Origin of the sequence: Actinoplanes sp. NPDC051343 (assembly GCF_044455125.1) — a bacterium.
GTDB lineage: Bacteria > Actinomycetota > Actinomycetes > Mycobacteriales > Micromonosporaceae > Actinoplanes.
In genome coordinates this window covers 278297-297835 of sequence record NZ_JBITEL010000006.1, presented here as the reverse complement: position 1 = coordinate 297835, position 19539 = coordinate 278297, and the positions used below count along the sequence as shown (strand labels likewise).

Genomic DNA, 19539 nt, shown 5'->3' with positions numbered 1-19539 from the left:
CTGTTGTCGGCGTGCCTTTCGACGAAGCGTCCGCCCAGTGGGTTGCCGAGCTGGGTGCCGAAGGCGCCGCTCGCGACGGCGCGCACGCCCGGCTCCACGACCTGCTGCTGCGGGCCGCCCGGGCCGAGACCAACCGGCGCGCCGCCCGGCTGAGGCTCGCCGGTACCGAGGTCGACGACCTCGCCCACCAGGCCGCCGCCGACGCCATGCTGGCCGTGCTGGCCAAGCTGACCACCTTCCGCGGCGACAGCCGGTTCACGACGTGGGCCTACAAGTTCGTGGTCTTCGAGGTGTCCTCCAAGATCGGCCGCCATTTCTGGACCCGGCAGCCGACGCTCCCCCTGGACGAGTCGGACTGGGAGCGGCTGCCCGAGCGTTTCGGCTTCCGGCCCGACCGGGAAGCCGAGTGGCGCGAGCTGCTGGCGGTCTTCCGGCATTCGGTCGAGACTGACCTGACCGAGCATCAGCGGCGCATCTTCCGGGCAATCGTCCTCGACGGCGTGCCGCTCGACACGCTCTGTGTCGAGCTCGCGACCAACCGCAATGCCGTCTACAAGACCCTGTTCGACGCCCGCCGCAAGCTGCGGACCGCGCTCGTCGCCAAGGGCCACCTGCAGGAGGACCGATGAACCTCGACGACTTCCTCCGCACCGACCCCCTCGACGTCGGCTGCGGCGAGGCGATGGAGCTGCTCCACCGGTACGCCGACCTGCACGCCACCGACCCGGCCTCGGCGAAGGAGCGCTACCCGGGGATCGAGGCCCACCTGCGTGCCTGCGGCCCCTGCTCGACCGACTTCGAGGGCCTGCTCGCTTTGATCAGGGGGTGAGCGGCGAGCGCCGCCCCGGCCGCGGCGCAGTGCAGTGCAGTGCGGCGCAGTGCGGCGCGGCGCGGCACCAACCGGGTCAGGGCACGACGGTGACCGGCCAGCGGCCGGCGCGCACCAGCTTGATGGCGAGCGAGCCGGCGATGCGGTGCAGCATCTTCGTCGAGCGGCCGACGATCACCGCGTCGGCCTGGACCTGCTGGGCCACGTCGATCAGTTCGGTGTACGGCTCGCCGGTGCGGACCACCAGGTGCACGTCGAGGTTGAGCGCGGGGCTGCGCTCGGCGATCGCATCGCGAAGCTCCTGCTCGACCGCGTCGTGGGCCTGGACGACGGTCGCGGCCGCGCTGCCGCTGGTGTCGGCCATCGGCAGCAGCACGGCGGGCAGCGAGCGTACGAACACGGCGACGAGCCGGCAGCTCTGCCGCCGGGCCATGCCGGCGGCGTAGGCCGCCGCCCGCATCGACGAGATCGAGCCGTCCACGCCGACGACGATCGCCCGCGGCCCGTCCCGGCAGATCTCGGAAGCCGGTGACAGCCGCTCGTCGTCGCCCATGGTCATCTCCCGCCCAGCTTGTCGTACGCCGCCAGGCTACTGTGACGCACGTTACTGAGCGAGTGTTGTGAGAAATCTGGTCAGGCTTGTGCGGAAACCGGCTCGCCTTCCTCGGCGGGCAGGCTGTCCATGAACGAGCTGACCGAGAAGACCGCCCGGCCGGCGCCGGCCGGGCCGTACCCCGGCGGGCTCGAGAGGCCGTTGGCCTCCATCGTCGCGCGGTACGCCTCGAGCAGCCGGATGTGGTATACCAGCGGCGCACCGTGCGGGTTGGTCTTGCCGAGCGGGGTGGTCGGCTCGGGGCACCAGGTCGTGAAGCGGGGCGTGATGCCGCGGGACATGAAGTACTGAAGGCCCTCGGTGGTCGAGTCGATCGCCTCGTCGACCGTGGTGAAGCCGAACGGCTCGGCCATCTCGACCCCGGCCACGAAATTGGGGATGACGTTGCGCGGGCCGAAGACCTCGGCCGACTCCAGGATGCGCCGATGCCACTCGGACCGGCCCACGTAGCGCTCCTTGCCCGGGCAGTAGAGCTCGAACAGGCGCTTGTCCCACACCTCGTAGTTGGGGTGGTAGATCTGGATGCCGTAGTCCTTGAACCGCTGCACGTCGGCCCGGGGCAGCGCCTGGGCGACGACCTTGCCGATCCACCGGCCCGGGAAGCGCTCCTCGATCGCACTTGCGTAGCGGCCGTAGAAGTCGGCCTCGGCCAGCCCGGCGACCTGCCGGGTGATGCTGCCACCGGTCAGCGTGTACGCCGTCGACGTGCGCGCGGTGTCGTACTTGTTGATGATCTCGAGCGCCTCGAGAATCTCCTCGACCGGCTTCACCCCGGTGTAGGGCCGCCCGGCCGCCTTGTGCTGACGGAAGTTGTGGTTGATGTCGCAGTACTGGCATTCCTCCTGAGCGCCGAAGTACTGACAGACCCGGTATGCCGTCAGATAGACCAGGTAGCCCCACTGGATCGTGGGCGCGACCTCCATGACCTGCTTGCCGTTGGCCAGCGTGTGCCGGTAGTAGTCGGGCATCGGGGGCAGCCCGACCTCGGCGATCGGCCGGTCGTCGAGGTGCAGCATCAGCCGGCCGTCGGCGTCCGCCTTGACCCGGTAGGGCGATTCCGGGTTGATGCGCACGGAGACCACCGTGCGGCGCAGATCGTAGGGCCCGCCGAGCAGCACGATCTCTTCCGGCGGCCGCCGCAGCGCCGCCTCGCCCAGCTCGGGCAGCGTGCGGTGGTCGAACGAGAAGATGAAGTACGACTTCGGCTTGACGTCGCCGTTCTCGTTGTCGGTCAGCGCCGAGTCGTCGAACGCCATGCCGCCGCGGAGCAGGTCCTCCTTGATGACCGCTTCCCGGGGGACGTGCGGAAAGCGACCCATCAGGTCCTCGACGAGATCGGTACGCGACGTCATGGGTGGTCCTCCAGCGGGTTGCGGTGCGTTCATTCCATGTCATCACATCACCGGGCCGTCACCGACCCGGCGGAGGGAGACCTTGGCGACAGCTCAGCCCGGGCCGGAGCCCGGGCTGAGCTGTCCGCGGGAACCGACGGTCAGGCGAGACCGCTGATCGCGGCGACCTCGGCCGGGGTCAGCTTGATGTCGGCGGCCGCGACGTTCTCGTCGAGGTGGCCGACCGAGCCGGTGCCCGGGATCGGGAGGATCGACGGCGAGCGGGCCAGCAGCCAGGCCAGCACGATCTGGTGGGGCGTCGCGCCGTACTTGCCGGCCGCTTCCTGGACCGCCTTGTTGTCCTCGTGGTTCTGGATCGGTGCCCACGGCAGGAAGACCAGGCTCTCCTGCTCGCACAGGTCGACCAGCGACTCCGAATTGCGGTCGTCGACGTTGTAGCGGTTCTGAATCGACACGATCGGCGTGAGGCGCTGGGCCGCGCGCAGCTGCTCCTCGTTGAAGTTGGAGACGCCGATGTGACGAATCTTGCCCTGCGCCTTCAGCTCGACCAGCGCGCCGATCGAGTCCTCCAGCGGGACCTTGGGGTCGGGCCGGTGGAACTGGTAGAGGTCGATCCGGTCCACCCTCAGGTGGCGCAGGCTGCCCTCGAGCGCCTCGCGCAGGTGCTCGGGCCGGCCGTCCGGCTGCCAGTTGTTGGGTCCGGGCCGGACCAGGCCGCCCTTGGTGGCGATGACCAGGTCTTCCGGGTAGGGGTGCAGCGCCTCGGCGATCAGGATCTCGCTGACGTGCGGGCCGTACGAGTCGGCGGTGTCGATGAAGTTGACCCCGGTCTCGATGGCCCGGCGCAGCACGTCCTTGGCCACGTCGCGGCTCTTCGGGTCACCCCAGATGCCGTCGCCGGTGATCCGCATCGCGCCGTAACCCAGGCGGTTGACCGTGAGGTCGCCGCCCAGGTCGATGGTGCCGGCCGCTGCGGCGTTAGGTGTGCTCAAGGTTCCGACTCCTCAACGCTCGTCTTTGCTTCCGCAAAGAAAGCTACGCCCAATTCGGGGAACCGGCCCGGCGAGCCGGGCCACCGCAACCGACGTGAAAAGGTTGCGTAGGCTACGAGCCGGTTGGGCAAGGAAAAGGACGATGATCGAGCAACCCACGGACGTGTTCGCCGGCGGCGGCACCGTCGGCCGTGACCTGGCGACCGTCGACTGGGACAAAACACCCCTCGGACCGCCCACTGGCTGGCCTCAGAGCTTGCGCACGGCGGTCAGCATCCTGCTGTCCTCGCGGTTCCCGATGTGGATGGCGTGGGGCCCCGAGCTGACCTTCTTCTGCAACGCCGCCTACCGCCGCGACACGCTGGGCAGCAAATATCCGTGGGCGCTGGGCCGGTCGGCGCGCGAGGTGTGGGCCGAGATCTGGGACGACATCGGCCCCCGCATCGACACCGTGCTCTCGACCGGCGAGGCGACCTGGGACGAGGGCCTGCTGCTCTTCCTGGAACGCTCGGGCTACACCGAGGAGACTTACCACACGTTCTCCTACAGCCCGCTGCGCGACGACGACGGCGCGCTGGTCGGGATGCTCTGCGTGGTCAGCGAGGAGACCGAGCGGGTACTCGGCGAGCGTCGCATGGCGACGCTGCGCGACCTGGGCTCCGACCCGAGCGCGATCCGCACCGAGCACGAGATGCTGGCCTTCGCCAGTGCCCAGCTCAGCCGCAACCGCCGAGACCTGCCGTTCTCGCTGACCTACCTGTTCGAGGGCGACGGCGTGCGGCTGGCCGGCTCGACCGGCATCGCCGAACCCCCGCTGAAGAACTGGCCGGCCGAAGGCCTGGTCGACCTCGACGACGCCAGCCTGCCGACCGGCGACTGGTCGGAACCGCCGGTCCAGGCCCTCTCGGTGCCGCTGCTGCGGCAGGGCGGCACGCCGTACGGATACATGATCTGCGGGCTCAACCGTTACCGCGCCCTCGACGACAACTACCGCGGCTTCCTCGAACTGGCCGCCCGGCACGTCGCCGGCGGCATCGCCAGTGCCCGCGGCTACGAGGCGCAGCGCCGCCGGGCCGAGGAGCTGGCCGAGCTCGACCGGGCCAAGACGGCCTTCTTCTCCAACATCAGCCACGAGTTCCGCACCCCGCTCACCCTGATCATGGGGCCGCTGGAGGAGCTGCGGGCCCGGATGGACCAGCCGGAGCTGGACGTCATCCACCGCAACGGGCTGCGCCTGGGCAAGCTGGTCACCACACTGCTCGACTTCTCGCGCATCGAGGCCGGCCGCATGCAGGCCCGCTACGAGCCGGTCGACCTGGCCGCCACCACCAGCGAACTGGCCAGCGTGTTCCGGTCGGCGATCGAGCGGGCCGGGCTGACGTTCGACGTCGACTGCCCGCCCCTGACCCACCCGGTCTACGTGGACCGCGCCATGTGGGAGAAGGTCGTCCTCAACCTGGTGTCCAACGCCTTCAAGTTCACCTTCACCGGGCACGTCGCCGTCCGCGTACGGGAAGAGGGTGACCAGGCGGTCATCAGCGTGGCCGACACCGGCATCGGCGTGCCCGTGCACGAGATGCCCCGGCTGTTCGAACGCTTCCACCGCATCGAGAACGCGAGGTCACGCTCCAACGAGGGCAGCGGCATCGGGCTCGCCCTAGTCAAGGAACTGGTCGAACTGCACGGCGGCGAGATCACCGCGCAGAGCGCGGTCGGCGAGGGCACGACCTTCGTCATCCACCTCCCGTTCGGTGCCGGCCATCTGCCCGCCGACGCGCTGACCGAGCCGACCGGCGCGGCCCCGGCGACGTCCAACCCCTACGTCGAGGAGGCGCTGCGCTGGATCCCCGACGAGCCGGCGGACCCACCGACCGACAAGGGGGCCGGGATCCTGGTCGCCGACGACAACGCGGACATGCGCGACTATCTGACGCGGCTGCTGCGCTCGGCCGGCCACCGCGTCGAGGCGGTCGGCAACGGCCGCACCGCGCTCGAGGCGGCCCGCGCCCGGACGCCCGAACTCGTCATCAGCGACGTCATGATGCCCGGCATGGACGGCCTCGAACTGGTCGCCGCCCTGCGGGCCGACCCCCGGACGGCGAGCACGCCGGTGCTGCTGCTGTCGGCCCGGGCCGGTCAGGAGGCGTCGATCGAGGGCCTGGAGGCGGGCGCCGACGACTACCTGGTCAAGCCGTTCTCCTCGGCCGAACTGCTGGCCCGGGTGCGGGCCAACGTGGAACTGGCCCGCCTGCGCAACCACCACGCCCGCTGGCGCACCGCGCTGATCGACTCGCTGCAGGAGGCGTTCTTCGTCTGCGACGAGGACGGCGCGGTCATCGAGATCAACTCGACCTTCACCGACATCCTCGGCTTCGGCCCGGAAGGTCTCCCCTACCCGGCGGCCCACCCGTGGTGGCCGGCCGACACCGAAGGCCGGCAGCAGGTGGCGGACGCGTTCGCGACGCTGATGGAACAGGCCCGCGGCGGCTACACGATCCCGGTCCAGCACCGCGACGGGCACCGGCTGTGGGTGGCAGCCGCCTACAGCCAGGTCGACGACCCGGACACCGGACGCCGGGTCACCGTCGGCACGTTCCGGGACGTGACCGCCGAGCACTACGCCGTACAGCGGGAAAGCGCGCTCGCCGCGCTCAGCGTGCGTCTCTCCCAGGCGGAAACCCTGACCGCCGCGATGGAGAGTGTCGTGCAGGTGCTGCAGGAACAGTGGCGGGCGACGCGGGTCTCCGCGGCCGTGTTCGAGAGTGATTCCCAGCCGACGGTGACCACGACCGACCCGGCGGCACGCGGCGAAGACCTCGCCTGGTTGCGCGACAAACCGCTGCTCACGCCCATCGCCGAACACACCGGCGGTGCGGGTGTGACGCTGGAACACCCGGACGGCACGATGGCCATCTGGATCGAGCTGGCGGAGAACCGGCCGTTCACCGAACAGGACCAGACGCTGCTCGCGCTGCTCGGCGGCCACATCGGACAGGGCCTGCACCGGGTGCACCAGATGGATCAGCAGCGGGAGACCGCGCTGGAACTCCAACGGGCCATCCTCGGGCCGGCCCAGCTGCCGCCCGGTTTCGCCGTCCGCTACGCCCCCGCGACCCGCCCCCTCAAGGTCGGCGGCGACTGGTACGACACGGTCGCCCTCGCCGACGGGCACATCGGCATCGTCGTCGGCGACTGCGTCGGGCACGGCCTGCAGGCGGCGACGGTGATGGGCCAGCTGCGCAGCGCGTGCCGCGCGCTGCTGCTGCAGAACACCGATCCGGCGCAGACGCTGACCGCGCTCGACCGCTTCGCCGCCCAGCTGCCGGGCGCGATGTGCGCGACCGTCTTCTGCGGCGTGCTCGACCCGGCGACCGGCGACCTCGCCTACTCCAGCGCCGGGCATCCGCCGGCCGTCGTCATCCACCCCGACGGCACGACGGACCTGCTCGACCAGGGCCGGGCGAGGCCGTTGGGGGTCCGGTTCGATTCCGTACGCCCGGAGGCGCGCTACGTCGTGCCGGCGCGGGCCACGCTGCTGCTGTACACCGACGGGCTGATCGAGCGTCGCCGCCAGCCGCTGACCGCGGGCATCGACCGGGTCGCGGCGGTCGTCCAGGAGGGACGCGCCACCGACCTGGAAGACCTGGCCAGCGGCGTCATGACGGACATGGCCCCGGACACCGGCTTCGACGACGACGTCGCGCTCCTGCTCTACCGGCACCCCGGGCCCCTCGAGATCGAGTTCCCGGCCGAGGCGGCGCGGCTCTCCCCCGTACGCTCGGCGCTGCGCACCTGGCTCGCCCGGTGCGGCATCGACACCACGACCACGCAGAACGTGCTGGTCGCGGCCGGCGAGGCCTGCGCCAACGCGATCGAGCACGGCCACCGCTTCCAGGCCGGCGGACTGATCCACCTGAGGGCGGCGGTCACCGCCGCCCATCTGCACCTGACCGTGACCGACGGCGGCCGCTGGAAGACACCCGAGCCGGGCGCCAACCCGCACCGGGGTCGCGGGCTCGCCCTGATGCGTGCGCTGATGACCGAGGTAACCGTCTCGACGGGCGCCGCCGGCACCGTCGTCGGCCTGCAGGCGAGGATTCCCCGATGAGTACGTTGACCTTCACCACCCGCAGCTCCGAGGGCGCTCTCGTGGTCGCCGCGGCGGGCGAGATCGACATGAGCAACGCGGCCGAGTTCGCGGCCGCCCTGGAGGAGGCCGGCCGGGGCGCGGACCGGTTCGTGCTCGACCTGACCGAGGTCGAATACCTCGACAGCGCCGGACTGGCCGCGCTGTTCCCGCACGTCGACCACGTACACCTGGTGGCCGGTCCGCTCCTCGGCCCGCTGCTGACGATCGCCGGCCTGGCCGACGTCACCACCATCCGGTCAGCGGACGGGGCTTGAGCCGGCGCTTCCCGCGGCCCTGATCGCCGGGGCCACCTCTTCGCCGAAGCGACGGATCTGGTCGTCGTCGGTCTTCTCGGGCCAGAACACGAACCTCGAGCGCCTCGGCGCTGGTCAACCGCGGCACCCCCGTGGTGGCGATCGCGTCCCAATTGCCGCCCGCCCCAACCCGAGCGCGAACCGCCCACCCGAGACCCGGGCCAGCGACGACGACGCGCGGGCGAGCATCGTGGCCGGCCGCAGCGGCAGGTTGGCCACATCGGGAAACACCGTGATCTCGCGTAGCAGACGCAGCCGGGATCAGCCCATCCGGATCAGGGCGTTGCCGCCCAGCACCAGGACGTCGGCCACGGCGACCAGGGCCATGCTGAGGTGCAGCCGGCGGGCGGCCCGCTCGGCGTCCGGGTCGAACATGCCGCGTACGGCAATGAACAGCGCCCCGGCAACCAGCGGAATGCCGCCGATGAGCAGGAGACCCACCTGGCCGGGGGTTTTACCCTGCGAGACCAGCAGCGCCACCATCACCATCGGGAGGATCCCGAAGAGGGCCAGGGCGAAGCCGGTCGTCCACCGCAGCGAGCGCAGCGCGTTTGTCATGGGCGCCAGTATGGCTTGTCACCGCGGTCCGACAGTTTTGCGGATGACTTCCGCGCGGACCTCGAGCGGGGCGGCGGGCACCTCGACGAGCGTGAAGCCGAGCTCGAGGTAGGTCGTTTCGTGGATCCGTTCGAAGGAGAGCGATTCCTCGAAGCTGATGCGGCGCGCCGCGGTGGGCCGGACAAAGCCTTGGTGGCGAACGAAGAACACCGTCGGCTCGTAGATGCGCTCGGCGAGAATCCGATCGATTTCGGCGCGCAGGCCGGTCGAGGCGGAAATGCCCAGATGGCGGCTCAGCGCCAAGGTGCAGACCGGCGAGCGGTCGAAAAGGGCGACGTCGCGATCGACGGCGAGTTGCCGGCGGCGCTGCAGGTCGACGATGCGGTCGAGGAAGACCGGATCCCGCCAGGGCTCGTCGATTCCGTACGCCTGCCGCAGCGCGATGACGTCCGTCGCGGCTTCCTCAACCACGGCGTAGCCGTCGATTTCGAGACGGCGCAGAAGAGCCGTCTTTCCCGAGCCCGGGGTGCCGGTGAGGACGTATCTCCGCATGATGGAACGCTGCCTGTCATGGAGTTCGCCTGCGTCTGCTGCGGCTATCGGACCATATCGGAGCCGCCGGGCTCGCACGAGATCTGTCCCGTCTGCGGCTGGGAGGACGACGTCTATCAGCTCCGCTGGCCCTATCGGTCCGGCGCCAACCGGTCTTCTCTCATAGAAGCCCAGAAGGAGGCGCCGGCGAGCGCCGACTTCGACCGGGACCCGTTCTGGCGGCCCATCGACCCGCACCGGGACCGGTTCGAGCCGCGCGGCGGCCAGCTGGCGCTCTGGCCGGAGGACCGGACCGTCCTCTACTGGTGGCGGCGCCGCGCCGGTACGGCGTGGTGGGAGGAGGCGGCGCCGGCCGGTGTGCTGGAGTTCGACGAGCCGAACGCGGGGTTCGCCGACGCGGTGCGGGCCGTCGCCGCCGTGGCGCCGCCGGCCGACCCCGACAACCTGTCGGGCATGGCGATGGATTTCGACCACTATCTGTGGCGGTGCTCGTCGATCCGGACGGTGACGGTGTCCAGCGGTCCCGACCCGGTGCGCCAGCTGACGGCCCGCTGCCTGGCCGAGCGGTCGGCGTCGCCGCACCTGGTCGCGCGGGAGATCACCGAGGCGTGGCTGCGCGATCTCCGCTACTCGTACTGGGAGGCGCATTCGCTGCGGATCGCCCCGACGTCGGTCCACCTCGACGTGGCGACGCGGATCGACGGGGACGGCTACTTCATCGCGGGCGCGATCGTCGTCGAGTGGGTCTGAGAAAAACCGGTTCAGTTGACGCCGAGCGGGAAATGATGGACGCATGTCGATTGATACCGAGGATCTGATGATCTGCCCGGCCCGCATCACGCTCGACGCGGCCCAGCTGGCCTTCCTCGACGCGCTGCCGACCAAGGCGCCGACCGTGCAGTCCGAGCTGGGCTGCGAACTCGAACGAGGTCACGAGGGCTCGCATGCCGCTCTCGGCCAGCAGGTCGAGGCGAGGATGTGGTGGATCCAGTGGACGCTGAGCGCGTCCGAGATCAACCCGTACACCTGGTGCCCGTCGGACTGCAGCCTGTTCGACGGCCACCCGGGCCGGCATTTCAACTGAAACGGTTCAGGACGCCGGTGTCAGGAGCTCCAGCAGGGTGCGTGCCCCGAAGCCGGTGGCGTTGTCGCCCGAGGTGTCGCCCGACCAGGCGGGGCCGGTCATGTCGCAATGCACCCACGGGACGTCGTGGGGCACGAAGCAGCCGAGGAACAGCGCGGCGGTGATCGCGCGGCCCGAGTCGTGCAGCGGATGGTTGCGCACGCCCGACGGGGTGCGGACCTGGTCGAGGTAGCGCTCGTCGTACGGCAGCGGCCAGAGCGGCTCGCCCGCGCGGGACCCCGCCTGCAGAAACGAGGACACAGCCGGGGAGGAGCGGCCGAAGACCGCGGCGATCGACGGGCCCAGGGCGATTTCCGCCTGATAGGTCAGCGTCGCCAGATCGACCAGCAGACGGGGCCGGAAGGACGCGGCCAGGGCGAGGGCGTCGGCCAGCACGACCCGGCCCTCGAAGTCGGTGTCCATGATCTGGATCTCGGTGCCGTTCCAGGCGGTCACCACGTCACCCGGGCGGGCCGCTCCCGGCCCGGGCAGGTTCTCGGCGAACGGCAGCACCGCCCGCACCGGCACCGGGCACCCCGCGCGGCGCAGCCCGGCCATCACTGCCAGGACCGTGGCCGCCCCGGCGACGTCGAGCCGCATCGACTGCATGGCGGCCGGCGATTTCAGCGACAACCCGCCGCTGTCGAAGGTGATGCCCTTGCCGACCAGGCAGACATCGGGTTCGCCCGAGCCGAACTCGAGGCTGACCAGATGCGGCCCGTTCGCCGAGCCACCGCCGATCGCCGCGAGCGCCCCGAAACCCTGGGAAACCACTTCCGACGGCCCGAGCACCGAACATTCCAGCCCGGCCGAGGCGGCGATCCGCCGCGCCCATCCGGCCGCGGCCGCCGGCGTCAGGACATTTGCCGGCGCACTCACCAGAAGACGGGCCAGTCGGGCGACATCCGAGGCGAGCCGGCCACGCTGCGCGTCGGCCAGGCTTTCTTTTTGTACGCGAAGAGGAGTCCCCGACCGCAACGAGGAAAGACCGTCGACCACCGCACCCACGAACACCGGCGTCTCCACCAGAACCGGCTCGTCCGGGAGGAATTCGCTCGCCGCGGTGGCCGCCCGCCGCGCGTCCTCGACCGTCGGATCGTCGCCCAGCCCCACCCGTAGTGTCGCCCCGTCGGCCGCCATCGACCCGAGCGCACCGGTGAACGGCAGCCACCCGTCGTCGACCGATGCCACCGTCGTCTCGAACTTGATGCGCCGCGCCGCTGATCCCGCCGTCACCGCGCCCGTCCCGTTGACCACCGCATCGATGGCCGCCTCGATCTCGGCGACCCGGTCCCGTCCGCTGCTCATGGCCCGCAGTCTGTGCGACCGCCCGGCCACGAGATCGTGCGCCGGGCACGCACCGCCGCCCGGCCGCTATGCCCCGCGCACACCGGATCGGGAGGACGGGGACCTAGCTTGCGTGGACCGGAGACGACCGCGAGGGCCAGACAGCGAGGGGACAGCACATGGGGCGGTACCGAGTCGCGATGGACATCGGTGGCACGTTCACCGACGTCGTCACGTACGACCAGGAGACCGGGGCGTTCGCGGCGACCAAGGCGTCGACCACGCCGGGCAATCTCAGCGAGGGCGTGCTGGCCGGGCTGGACGCGGTGGTGGACGACCCGTCCGGCATCGACTTCCTGGTGCACGGCACGACGCAGGGGCTGAACGCGTTCCTGGAGCGGCGCGGGGTCCCGGTGCTGCTGCTGGGCACCGCGGGCGTCGAGGACACGTACCACATCGCCCGGGGTCCCCGGACCCGGCTCTACGACCTGCACTACCGCAAGCCGACCCCGCTGGTGCCGCGCCGGGACGTGCTCGGCATCGGCGGCCGGATCGCGGCCGACGGCACCGAGCTGGTTCCGCTCGACGAGGACGCGGTCCGGAAGGCGGCGGCGAAAGCGCAGGAAGCAGGGTTCAAAAGCGTCGCCGTCGCCTACCTGTTCAGCTACAAGAACCCGGCGCATGAACTGAGGACCCGCGAGATCCTCCTGGAGGAACTCGGCGACGACGTGACCGTGAGTGTGTCCCATGAGGCGGCCAAGGAGTGGCGTGAATACGAGCGCACCTCGTCGGCCGTCGTCGAGGCGTACACCGGCCCGATCGTCCGCCGCTACCTCATCGATCTTGAAAAACGACTCAACGACCGCAGCCTGCGCGTACCGCTGCACGTCATGCAGTCCTCGGGCGGCATCCTGACCGCCGAGTCGGCCCGCCGCCGCCCGCTGCAAACTCTGCTCTCCGGGCCCGTCGGCGGCGCGATCGCCGGCGCCGAGCTGTCCCGGCAGACCGGCCGCCCGCACCTGATCGGCATCGACATGGGAGGCACCAGCTTCGACGTCTCGCTGATCGTCGACGGCGAACCCGACGTGAGCGCCGAGGCGCAGCTCGAGGGCCTGCCGATGCTGATGAGCGTGGTCAACATCCACACGGTCGGCGCCGGCGGCGGCTCGGTCGCCTGGGCCGAGGCGGGCGGCCTGCGGGTGGGCCCGCGGTCGGCCGGTGCCCGGCCCGGTCCGGCCTGCTACGACCGGGGCGGCACCGAGCCGACGGTCACCGACGCCAACCTGGTGCTCGGCCGGATCGACCCGGACGGCTTCGCCGGCGGCCAGATGACGCTCGACACCGCGCTGGCGGCGAAGGCGGTCGACGGGCTGGCCGAGGTGTTCGGGATGACCACGACCGCCATGGCCGAGGGCATCTGCGACGTCGCCAACTCGAAGATGGCTCAGGCGATCCGTACGATCACGGTCTCCCGCGGCATCGAGCCGCGCGATTCCGCTCTGGTGGCCTTCGGCGGCGCCGGGCCGATGCACGCGGTGTTCCTGGCCCGTGAGCTGGGGATCGCCGAGACCGTGGTGCCGCGGTTCCCGGGCGCGTTCTCGGCCTGGGGCATGCTGCAGACCCAGATCCGGCAGGACTACACCGAGCCGTACTTCTTCCTCGACCAGGACCTCGACGGCGCCGACATGGCGGCCACGCTGGCCCGGATGGAGCGCGACGGCATCGCCGCGCTGAGCCACGAGGGCGTCGACAGCGGCGCCCGCCACGCAAGCCACTCGGTCGACATCCGTTACGAGGCCCAGGAGTACACGCTGACCGTGCCGCTGACCGGTGCCGGCGAGCCGGGTGAGAAGGACTTCATCGACACGATCGGGCGCCGCTTCGCCGACCTGCACAAGACCCGGTACGGCCACGCCAATCTGGGCGCGCCGATCGAGTTCGTGACGTTGCGGACGGCCGCGTTCGGCGATCTGGGCCGCTCGGAGCCGCAGAGGTGGCCGGCCGCCGAGAAGCCGGACTTCCCGCACGAGATCCGCACCGTCGTCTTCGACCACGAGGGTCAGGACACCGTGGTCGTACGCCGCGACGACCTGCTCGTCGGGCACACCTTCGACGGTCCCGCGGTCGTGGTCGAGGACACCGCCACCACCGTGGTCCCGCCCGGCTACACGGTCCGCGTGGACGAGATCGGCTCCCTGGTGATTCGCGGAAAGGAAACGAAGTGACAATCGATCCGGTAACCGTCGAGATCATCCGGAACGCGCTCAACTCGGCCGCCGACGACATGAACGCCACGCTGATCCGCTCGGCGTACACCCCGATCATCTACGAGTGCGGAGACTGCGTGGTCGCCCTGCTCGACGCCAACCACCAGGTGCTCGGCCAGTCGGCCGGCCTGCCGATCTTCCTCGGCAACCTGGAGACCTGCACGCTGGCTACCGAGCAGAAGTACGGCCGACAGGTGTGGCAGCCGGGCGACGTCTGGATCCTCAACGACAGCTACCTGGGCGGCACCCACCTCAACGACGTCACCATCTTCGGCCCGGTCTTCGTCGACACGACGCTGGTCGGCTTCACCGCGTCGCGCGCGCACTGGATCGACGTGGGCTCGAAGGACCCGGGCGGCTCGATGGACTCAGTGACCATCTTCCAGGAGGGCCTGCGCCTCGGCCCGCAGAAGCTGGTCGCGGGCGGCGCCGAGGTCGAGGCGGTCACCGGCACGATCGCCACCAACGTGCGCTTCCCCTACCCGACGACCGGTGACATGCACGCGATGATGGCGTGCATCCAGATGGGCGAGCGGCGGCTGCAGGAGATCGTGCGCCGGTTCAGCCTGACCACGCTCGAGCTGGCCCGGGACGAGATCTTCCGGCAGACCGAGATGCTGGAGCGGGCGGTCATCGCGAAGATCCCGGACGGCGTCTACACGGCCGAGGGCGTGCTCGACAACGACGGCATCGACCTCGACACCCCGGTGCCGATCCGTCTGAGGATCACCGTAGCGGGCGAGGGCATCGACTTCGACGTGACCGAGTCGGCCGACCAGACCGTCGGCCCGGTCAACTGCGGCGTCTCGCAGGCCGTGTCGGCCCTGCGGGTCGGTTACAAGCTGCTGGTCAGCCCAGATCTGCCGGGCAACGGCGGCTCGTTCCGCTCGATGACCACCCAGGTGCGGGAGGGTTCGGTGCTCGGCGCCGTCGCCCCGGCCGCCTGCCAGTGGTACTTCTCGCACCTCGGCCTGCTGATCGACATGGTCGCCCGGGCGCTCGCGCCGGCGCTGCCCGACCAGGTGGCCGGGGCGAGCCACGGCGACTCGATGATCATCCTGACCGCCGGCCGGGACCCCCGGGTCGGCCGCGAGTTCGTCAGCCTGGAGGCGACGGTCGGCGGCTGGGGTGCCTGGAACGGTTCGGACGGCGAGAGCGCGCTGATCAACAACGTGAACGGCTCGCTGAAGGACATTCCGATCGAGGTGCACGAGACCCGCTACCCGTGGCGGATCACCGAGTACCGCATCCGCCCCGACTCGGGGGGCGCCGGGAAGTGGCGCGGCGGCAACGGCGTCATCCGGCAGTACGAGGCGCAGACCGACCTCACGGTGTCGCTCTGGTTCGAGCGGTCCCGGCAGCCCGCCTGGGGCCTGTTCGGCGGCGAGGACGCGGTCGGCCCCGAGGTCGTCGTCAACCCGGGGCGCGAGGACGAGCGGCGCATCCTCAAGATCAACGGCATGTCGCTGAAGAAGGGCGACGTGGTCCGCTGCGCCACCGGTGGCGGGGGCGGGTTCGGCGACTCGACCGAGCGGTCGGCCGGCGACGTACGCGACGACGTGCTCGACCGCAACGTCACGCCGGACGCGGCCCGCACCCGCTACGGCGTGGATTCGTCGTTGCCCAGCGGCCAGAGCGACGCCAGCGCGTAACAGATCACGTGCAGGGCCAGGCGCTGGCCCGGATCCTCGAAGGTCAGGCCGAGCTGCCGGGCCCGAGTGAGCCGGGCCAGCACCGTGTTGCGATGCACGCCCAGCCGGTGCGAGGCCTGGCTCAGCGATCCGCCGCAGTCGAGCACCGCGAGTACGGTCCGCACCAGCGGCGCCCGGTCGCGGGCCGACATCAGGTCGGCCAGGCACAGGTCGGCGACCTGGGCGATCTCGGTGGTCGGCAGCCAGGCCAGCGCGGCCGACGCCCCGACCTGGTCGAACCACTGCACGGTGGTCGGGCCGCCCTCCCGGGCCACGTGCGCTCCGAGCCGCGCCTCGGCCACCGAACGCATCAGTCCCGGTACGCCGTCGTGCGCCCGCCCGACCCCGATGACCAGCCCGTGTGCGGCCGCCGAGTCGCGGAACCCGGCCAGGGCCCGGCGCAGCGCGATCGTGTCGTCCGGGTCGGCGCCGCTGTGCCAGGACAGCCAGCCGTCCCCCTCGGCGATCAGCGGCCAGGAGGCGTGACCGCGCTGCCAGGCGGCCCGGATCAGGTGCGTCACCTCGGGCCGCGGTTCGCCGCTCGGGCGTACGGGAGCCAGCCAGACCGCCCGGTTGGCGCGACCGACCTCCCAGCCCAGTTCCCCGGTCCAGCTCGGAACCTCGACCTCGACCCCGGCCGGCCCGGCCACGGGTGACGTCGACAGACGGCGCAGCAACTCGAACGCCGCCTGTTCGTGGGCGGCCCGACCGGCCGCGTCCAACCGGCTCTGCGCCCAGGCCGCCAGCACCGACGGGCGGGCCAGCTTGAGCAGCGACTCGACCTGGTCGACCGCCAGGCCGGGCACCGGGACCGCGGCGACCAGCCGGGCCGCCGAACGCTCGCCGGGCGCGTTGACCGCGATCTCGACCGGCTTGACCGGGCCGCGGTCCTGGAGGGCGGCCGCCTGCCCGGCCAGCACCATCTCCCCCAGCACCAGCGCGACCGGCACCGGCCGCAGCTCGCGGTTGAGCACGCCGAGAACGCCCCGGATGCCGTTCTGCTCGGCCAGTTGCTCGGCCAGCCGGGCCTGGCGCAGCGCGCGGGCCGCGGCCGGGGCGCTGACCTGGCCGGCCAGTTGGAGGGCGACGTCGATCGGGTCGGCGTCGATGACGATCAGCGACATGTGCAGGCGCTCGGCGAGGGCCGCGCTGGACGAGCCGGCGACCGTCCGCGAGACCACCACGGCCGAGAGGTTGCGTTCCCAGGCCAGGTGCAGTGCGGCGGCCAGCGACCAGCCGCCGGTGGCCGCCTCGTCGTGCAGCACGACCAGCACGTGCGGCGGGCAGCGGCGCAGCCGGTCGAACGTCTCGGCCAGCACCACCTGCTCGACGCGGCGCGCCGGGTCGTGCAGGTGGGCGACCGCCTCGGAGAGCGGCTCGATGCGGGTCAGCTCGCCGAGCGTGATCGGCAGCGTGGAGGGGCGGGTCATCGGCGTCGGGGATGCGCCAGCGGGATGCCGTGCGAGATGAGACCGACCATCCGCATTCCTTCCGGGGAGTACCAGATCGCGTCGGCCGGCGTGACCAGCACGTCGACCAGATCGCCCGGTTCGAGACTGTCCAGCGTCGCCAGGGTCCCCCGGGACACGTCGAGCAGGCACATCAGGTCGGGCGCCCCGGCGATCAGCGCGCCGTCGGCGAACACCGCCACGATCTCGCTGCGCAGCTCGATCCGAAGCTGCCGCTCCAAGTCGCCGATCTCCTCGACGACCAGACTCGACGGGTGGGCCGGAATGGTGACGTCGCTCGGGCGGCTCAGGTGTTCGAGCTCGACGATCCGCCCGCGGGCCAGCCGCCGGCAGCCGGTGATCGCGCCGAGGCGGGTCACCAGCAGGTCGGGGTCGGTGCGTTCGAGCAGCAGCCGTCCGACGTTGGCGATTCGCGAGACGGTGCCGGGCAGGGCCGCCCGGCGCAGGACACCGGCGGTGGTCGGGTACGCGGCGAGCGCCGCCCAGCCCCCCACGGTGTCGACGTTGGCCCGCAGCATCCGGTCGGCGCGCGGCCCGGACGGCACCTCGAGCAGCACGCTCTCCCCGGTCGGCCCGACCGCGGCGAGCGGCGTCGGCGACACCCCGGCCAGATGCATCGCGGTGTGGTGGATGAGCGCGAACGCCCGGCCCATCCCGTCCGCGTCGAGCAGCGGGACCCGTAGCTGGGCCGCGGTGACGACCGCGACGAGCGCGCTGATGGTGGCCGCGGCGAGCGGATAGATCGCCCCGAACCGGATCTGTTCCAGCCGCTCGATGCGGCGCACCGCGGCCTCGAACTCGTCGCCGGCCGGCGGCAGGTCGGCCATCGCCGAGCCGGAGCCGAGCACGCACACCGACACGCACGGCGTCTCCGGGGCCAGCGATTCGACCCGCAGCAGCGGCACCGGGCCGTTGCGGTCGAGCAGCCCGGCCAGCCACGAGGTGATCGACGAGCGGTTGGCGTCGCCGACCGCGGGCGAATAGAACTTGGCGCCCTCGTACATGGCCGGCACGTCGTCGGCGCCGATCGACGCGATAGCGCCCACGTAGCCGGTGGGCGCGGTCATCCGGTGACGTCCGGAAGGCCCGCCACCCGCACCCGCACCCGCACCGTTCCGGACGGGCTGTACGGCACGGCGACCGTGGAGATCTCGGCGATGTGGGTGGTGCCCGGGGCGGCGCCGTTGGCCATCACCATCGCGGTCGCGCGTTCCTCGGCGTCCCGGCGTACGCGTTCCAGCTGGGCCGCCGACTCGATGAACGCGACCTCGTCGAGCCAGGACGCGGGCCGGCTGACCGCGGCGCCGACGCACGCCAGCACGTAGCGGTCGGCTGCCGCCCGCACGACCGGCACGTCGGCTTTGCGATAGGACAGGCCCTCCGGGTGCGCCACCGGCTCGGGCGCCAGCACGGCGGTCGGCACCACGAGTTCCGTGCCCACTCCGGCCGGTTCGGCGGGGCGTACGACCGCAAGCCCGTGCCGGACCTCCCCGGCGACCCAATGGTCGCCGTGCCGCAGCAGCACCCGGCAGTCGGGCCGGCCGGCCAGATGGGCCGCTCCGCACAGCTCCAGGGCCTCGGTGGCCCCGAACGCGACGACCGGCGTGACCCGGATGCGCGACGGCGTGCCGTAGCCGCCGTCGCCCCGGGCCACCCGCAGCTGAAGGTCGCCGGGCAGCCGGGCCAGGGTGCGCTCGCAGCGGTCGAGCAGCCGGTCGGTGAACGACGTGAGCGCGCTGTCGAGCACCACCGTCGCCTCCCGGGCCACCAGCCCCTGACCGCCGTAGTCGCTGGCGATCGAGATGCGGGCGCCCGGCACCACGGCCAGGATCGCGTCGGCCACCTCCCGCTCGTGGGCGGGCCGGGCCTGTGAGCCGGCCGCCACGACCGCGACGTGCCGGATGCCGGCCGCCGCAAGCTCGGCGCAGACCGCGGCCAGCCCGGCCCGGTCGAGCGGGTGCAACTCGTTGCCCAGCAGGTCGTGGCCGCCCGCGACGGTCCAGCGGCCGGCGATGCGCCGCTCCACGATCTCGGCCGGCGAGCGGGCGAGCACCGGGTCGGTGGCCGCGCGCGGGACGATCCGCACCACGGCCACCGGTGGCACGTCGCTCTCCGGCCGCAGCAGCGTGTCGAGCAGCAGCGGCGCGATGTCGACCGTGACCGCGTCGACCCGGGCCGCCAGCCGGGTCGCGGCGCTCGCCGCGGCGGCGATCGCGCCCTCCAGGTCGGCGCGGGCGGGCGCGACCGGTTCGACAGGCGTCACGGTCGTGCCGCACACCACCGCGGAGTAGGCCCGCGAGGGGTGCAGACTCACCCCGACGTGCGCGACATCCTCGGTCTGAGCAGGCACTTGATCAGACTAG

17 protein-coding genes are annotated in these 19539 nt (G+C 71.7%); 8 read left to right on the top strand and 9 right to left on the bottom strand.

Going from position 1 to position 19539, the window contains the following annotated elements; translation table 11 throughout:
- Nucleotides 1-11: 11 nt before the first annotated feature.
- Both ACIA5C_RS21580 and ACIA5C_RS21575 read left to right on the top strand, forming a co-directional pair.
- Complete coding sequence (locus ACIA5C_RS21580; protein ID WP_396057165.1) at nucleotides 12-629, top strand: sigma-70 family RNA polymerase sigma factor; 618 nt, start codon at nucleotides 12-14, stop codon at nucleotides 627-629.
- Nucleotides 626-829: a hypothetical protein gene (locus ACIA5C_RS21575; RefSeq protein WP_396057163.1), complete on the top strand. Its 204-nt coding sequence runs from the start codon at nucleotides 626-628 to the stop codon at nucleotides 827-829. Before ACIA5C_RS21580 ends, ACIA5C_RS21575 begins: the two co-directional genes overlap by 4 nt.
- A 76-nt stretch (nucleotides 830-905) precedes the next feature.
- On the opposite strand, the gene ACIA5C_RS21570 is transcribed toward ACIA5C_RS21575, so the two are convergent.
- The 3 genes from ACIA5C_RS21570 to ACIA5C_RS21560 form a co-directional block, all read right to left on the bottom strand.
- Complete coding sequence (locus ACIA5C_RS21570) at nucleotides 906-1382, bottom strand: universal stress protein (RefSeq protein WP_396057161.1); 477 nt, start codon at nucleotides 1380-1382, stop codon at nucleotides 906-908.
- An 80-nt stretch (nucleotides 1383-1462) separates the two neighbouring features.
- Nucleotides 1463-2794, bottom strand: coding sequence for a radical SAM protein (locus ACIA5C_RS21565; RefSeq protein ID WP_396057159.1), 1332 nt, complete (start codon nucleotides 2792-2794; stop codon nucleotides 1463-1465).
- Nucleotides 2795-2934: 140 nt separating this feature from the next.
- Nucleotides 2935-3786 (bottom strand): aldo/keto reductase, encoded by an 852-nt coding sequence (locus ACIA5C_RS21560; protein WP_396057155.1) that lies wholly within the window; start codon nucleotides 3784-3786, stop codon nucleotides 2935-2937.
- A 142-nt stretch (nucleotides 3787-3928) separates the two neighbouring features.
- On the opposite strand from ACIA5C_RS21560, the gene ACIA5C_RS21555 reads away from it, so the two are divergent.
- Nucleotides 3929-7894 carry a SpoIIE family protein phosphatase gene (locus ACIA5C_RS21555; protein ID WP_396057153.1) on the top strand — a complete coding sequence of 1322 codons (3966 nt, stop codon included), beginning with the start codon at nucleotides 3929-3931 and terminating at the stop codon, nucleotides 7892-7894.
- Nucleotides 7891-8190: an STAS domain-containing protein gene (locus ACIA5C_RS21550; RefSeq protein ID WP_396057151.1), complete on the top strand. Its 300-nt coding sequence runs from the start codon at nucleotides 7891-7893 to the stop codon at nucleotides 8188-8190. The genes ACIA5C_RS21555 and ACIA5C_RS21550 overlap by 4 nt, the downstream gene beginning before the upstream one ends.
- Before the next feature lie 300 nt (nucleotides 8191-8490).
- Here the strand turns inward: ACIA5C_RS21550 and ACIA5C_RS21545 are convergent, their stop codons facing one another.
- Nucleotides 8491-8787, bottom strand: coding sequence for a hypothetical protein (locus ACIA5C_RS21545; protein WP_396057149.1), 297 nt, complete (start codon nucleotides 8785-8787; stop codon nucleotides 8491-8493).
- 18 nt (nucleotides 8788-8805) lie between these two features.
- On the bottom strand, nucleotides 8806-9339 hold the full coding sequence (locus ACIA5C_RS21540; protein ID WP_396057147.1) for an AAA family ATPase: 534 nt from the start codon (nucleotides 9337-9339) through the stop codon (nucleotides 8806-8808).
- A gap of 18 nt (nucleotides 9340-9357) precedes the next feature.
- On the opposite strand from ACIA5C_RS21540, the gene ACIA5C_RS21535 reads away from it, so the two are divergent.
- Together ACIA5C_RS21535 and ACIA5C_RS21530 are read left to right on the top strand one after the other, a co-directional pair.
- A complete protein-coding gene (locus ACIA5C_RS21535; RefSeq protein ID WP_396057145.1) occupies nucleotides 9358-10089 on the top strand; it encodes a CPCC family cysteine-rich protein in 732 nt (243 codons plus the stop codon).
- 43 nt (nucleotides 10090-10132) lie between these two features.
- Nucleotides 10133-10423, top strand: a complete 291-nt coding sequence (locus ACIA5C_RS21530) for a hypothetical protein (RefSeq protein ID WP_396057143.1) — start codon at nucleotides 10133-10135, stop codon at nucleotides 10421-10423.
- A 6-nt stretch (nucleotides 10424-10429) separates the two neighbouring features.
- Here the strand turns inward: ACIA5C_RS21530 and ACIA5C_RS21525 are convergent, their stop codons facing one another.
- Complete coding sequence (locus ACIA5C_RS21525) at nucleotides 10430-11770, bottom strand: M17 family metallopeptidase (RefSeq protein WP_396057141.1); 1341 nt, start codon at nucleotides 11768-11770, stop codon at nucleotides 10430-10432.
- A 158-nt stretch (nucleotides 11771-11928) separates the two neighbouring features.
- Between ACIA5C_RS21525 and ACIA5C_RS21520 the strand changes: the two genes are divergently transcribed.
- Entirely contained in the window at nucleotides 11929-13974 is a 2046-nt protein-coding gene (locus tag ACIA5C_RS21520) for a hydantoinase/oxoprolinase family protein (protein ID WP_396057139.1), read from the top strand.
- Nucleotides 13971-15668 (top strand): hydantoinase B/oxoprolinase family protein, encoded by a 1698-nt coding sequence (locus tag ACIA5C_RS21515; protein ID WP_396057137.1) that lies wholly within the window; start codon nucleotides 13971-13973, stop codon nucleotides 15666-15668. Before ACIA5C_RS21520 ends, ACIA5C_RS21515 begins: the two co-directional genes overlap by 4 nt.
- On the opposite strand, the gene ACIA5C_RS21510 is transcribed toward ACIA5C_RS21515, so the two are convergent.
- The 3 genes from ACIA5C_RS21510 to ACIA5C_RS21500 are packed head-to-tail and all read right to left on the bottom strand — an operon-like array spanning nucleotide 15617 to nucleotide 19526.
- Nucleotides 15617-17137 carry a PucR family transcriptional regulator gene (locus ACIA5C_RS21510; RefSeq protein ID WP_396057135.1) on the bottom strand — a complete coding sequence of 507 codons (1521 nt, stop codon included), beginning with the start codon at nucleotides 17135-17137 and terminating at the stop codon, nucleotides 15617-15619. The two genes, ACIA5C_RS21515 and ACIA5C_RS21510, sit on opposite strands and share 52 nt — an antisense overlap.
- A complete protein-coding gene (locus ACIA5C_RS21505; RefSeq protein ID WP_396057133.1) occupies nucleotides 17134-18243 on the bottom strand; it encodes a DUF917 domain-containing protein in 1110 nt (369 codons plus the stop codon). The genes ACIA5C_RS21510 and ACIA5C_RS21505 overlap by 4 nt, the downstream gene beginning before the upstream one ends.
- Nucleotides 18240-19526 (bottom strand): hydantoinase/oxoprolinase N-terminal domain-containing protein, encoded by a 1287-nt coding sequence (locus tag ACIA5C_RS21500; protein ID WP_396057131.1) that lies wholly within the window; start codon nucleotides 19524-19526, stop codon nucleotides 18240-18242. The genes ACIA5C_RS21505 and ACIA5C_RS21500 overlap by 4 nt, the downstream gene beginning before the upstream one ends.
- Nucleotides 19527-19539 lie beyond the last annotated feature (13 nt).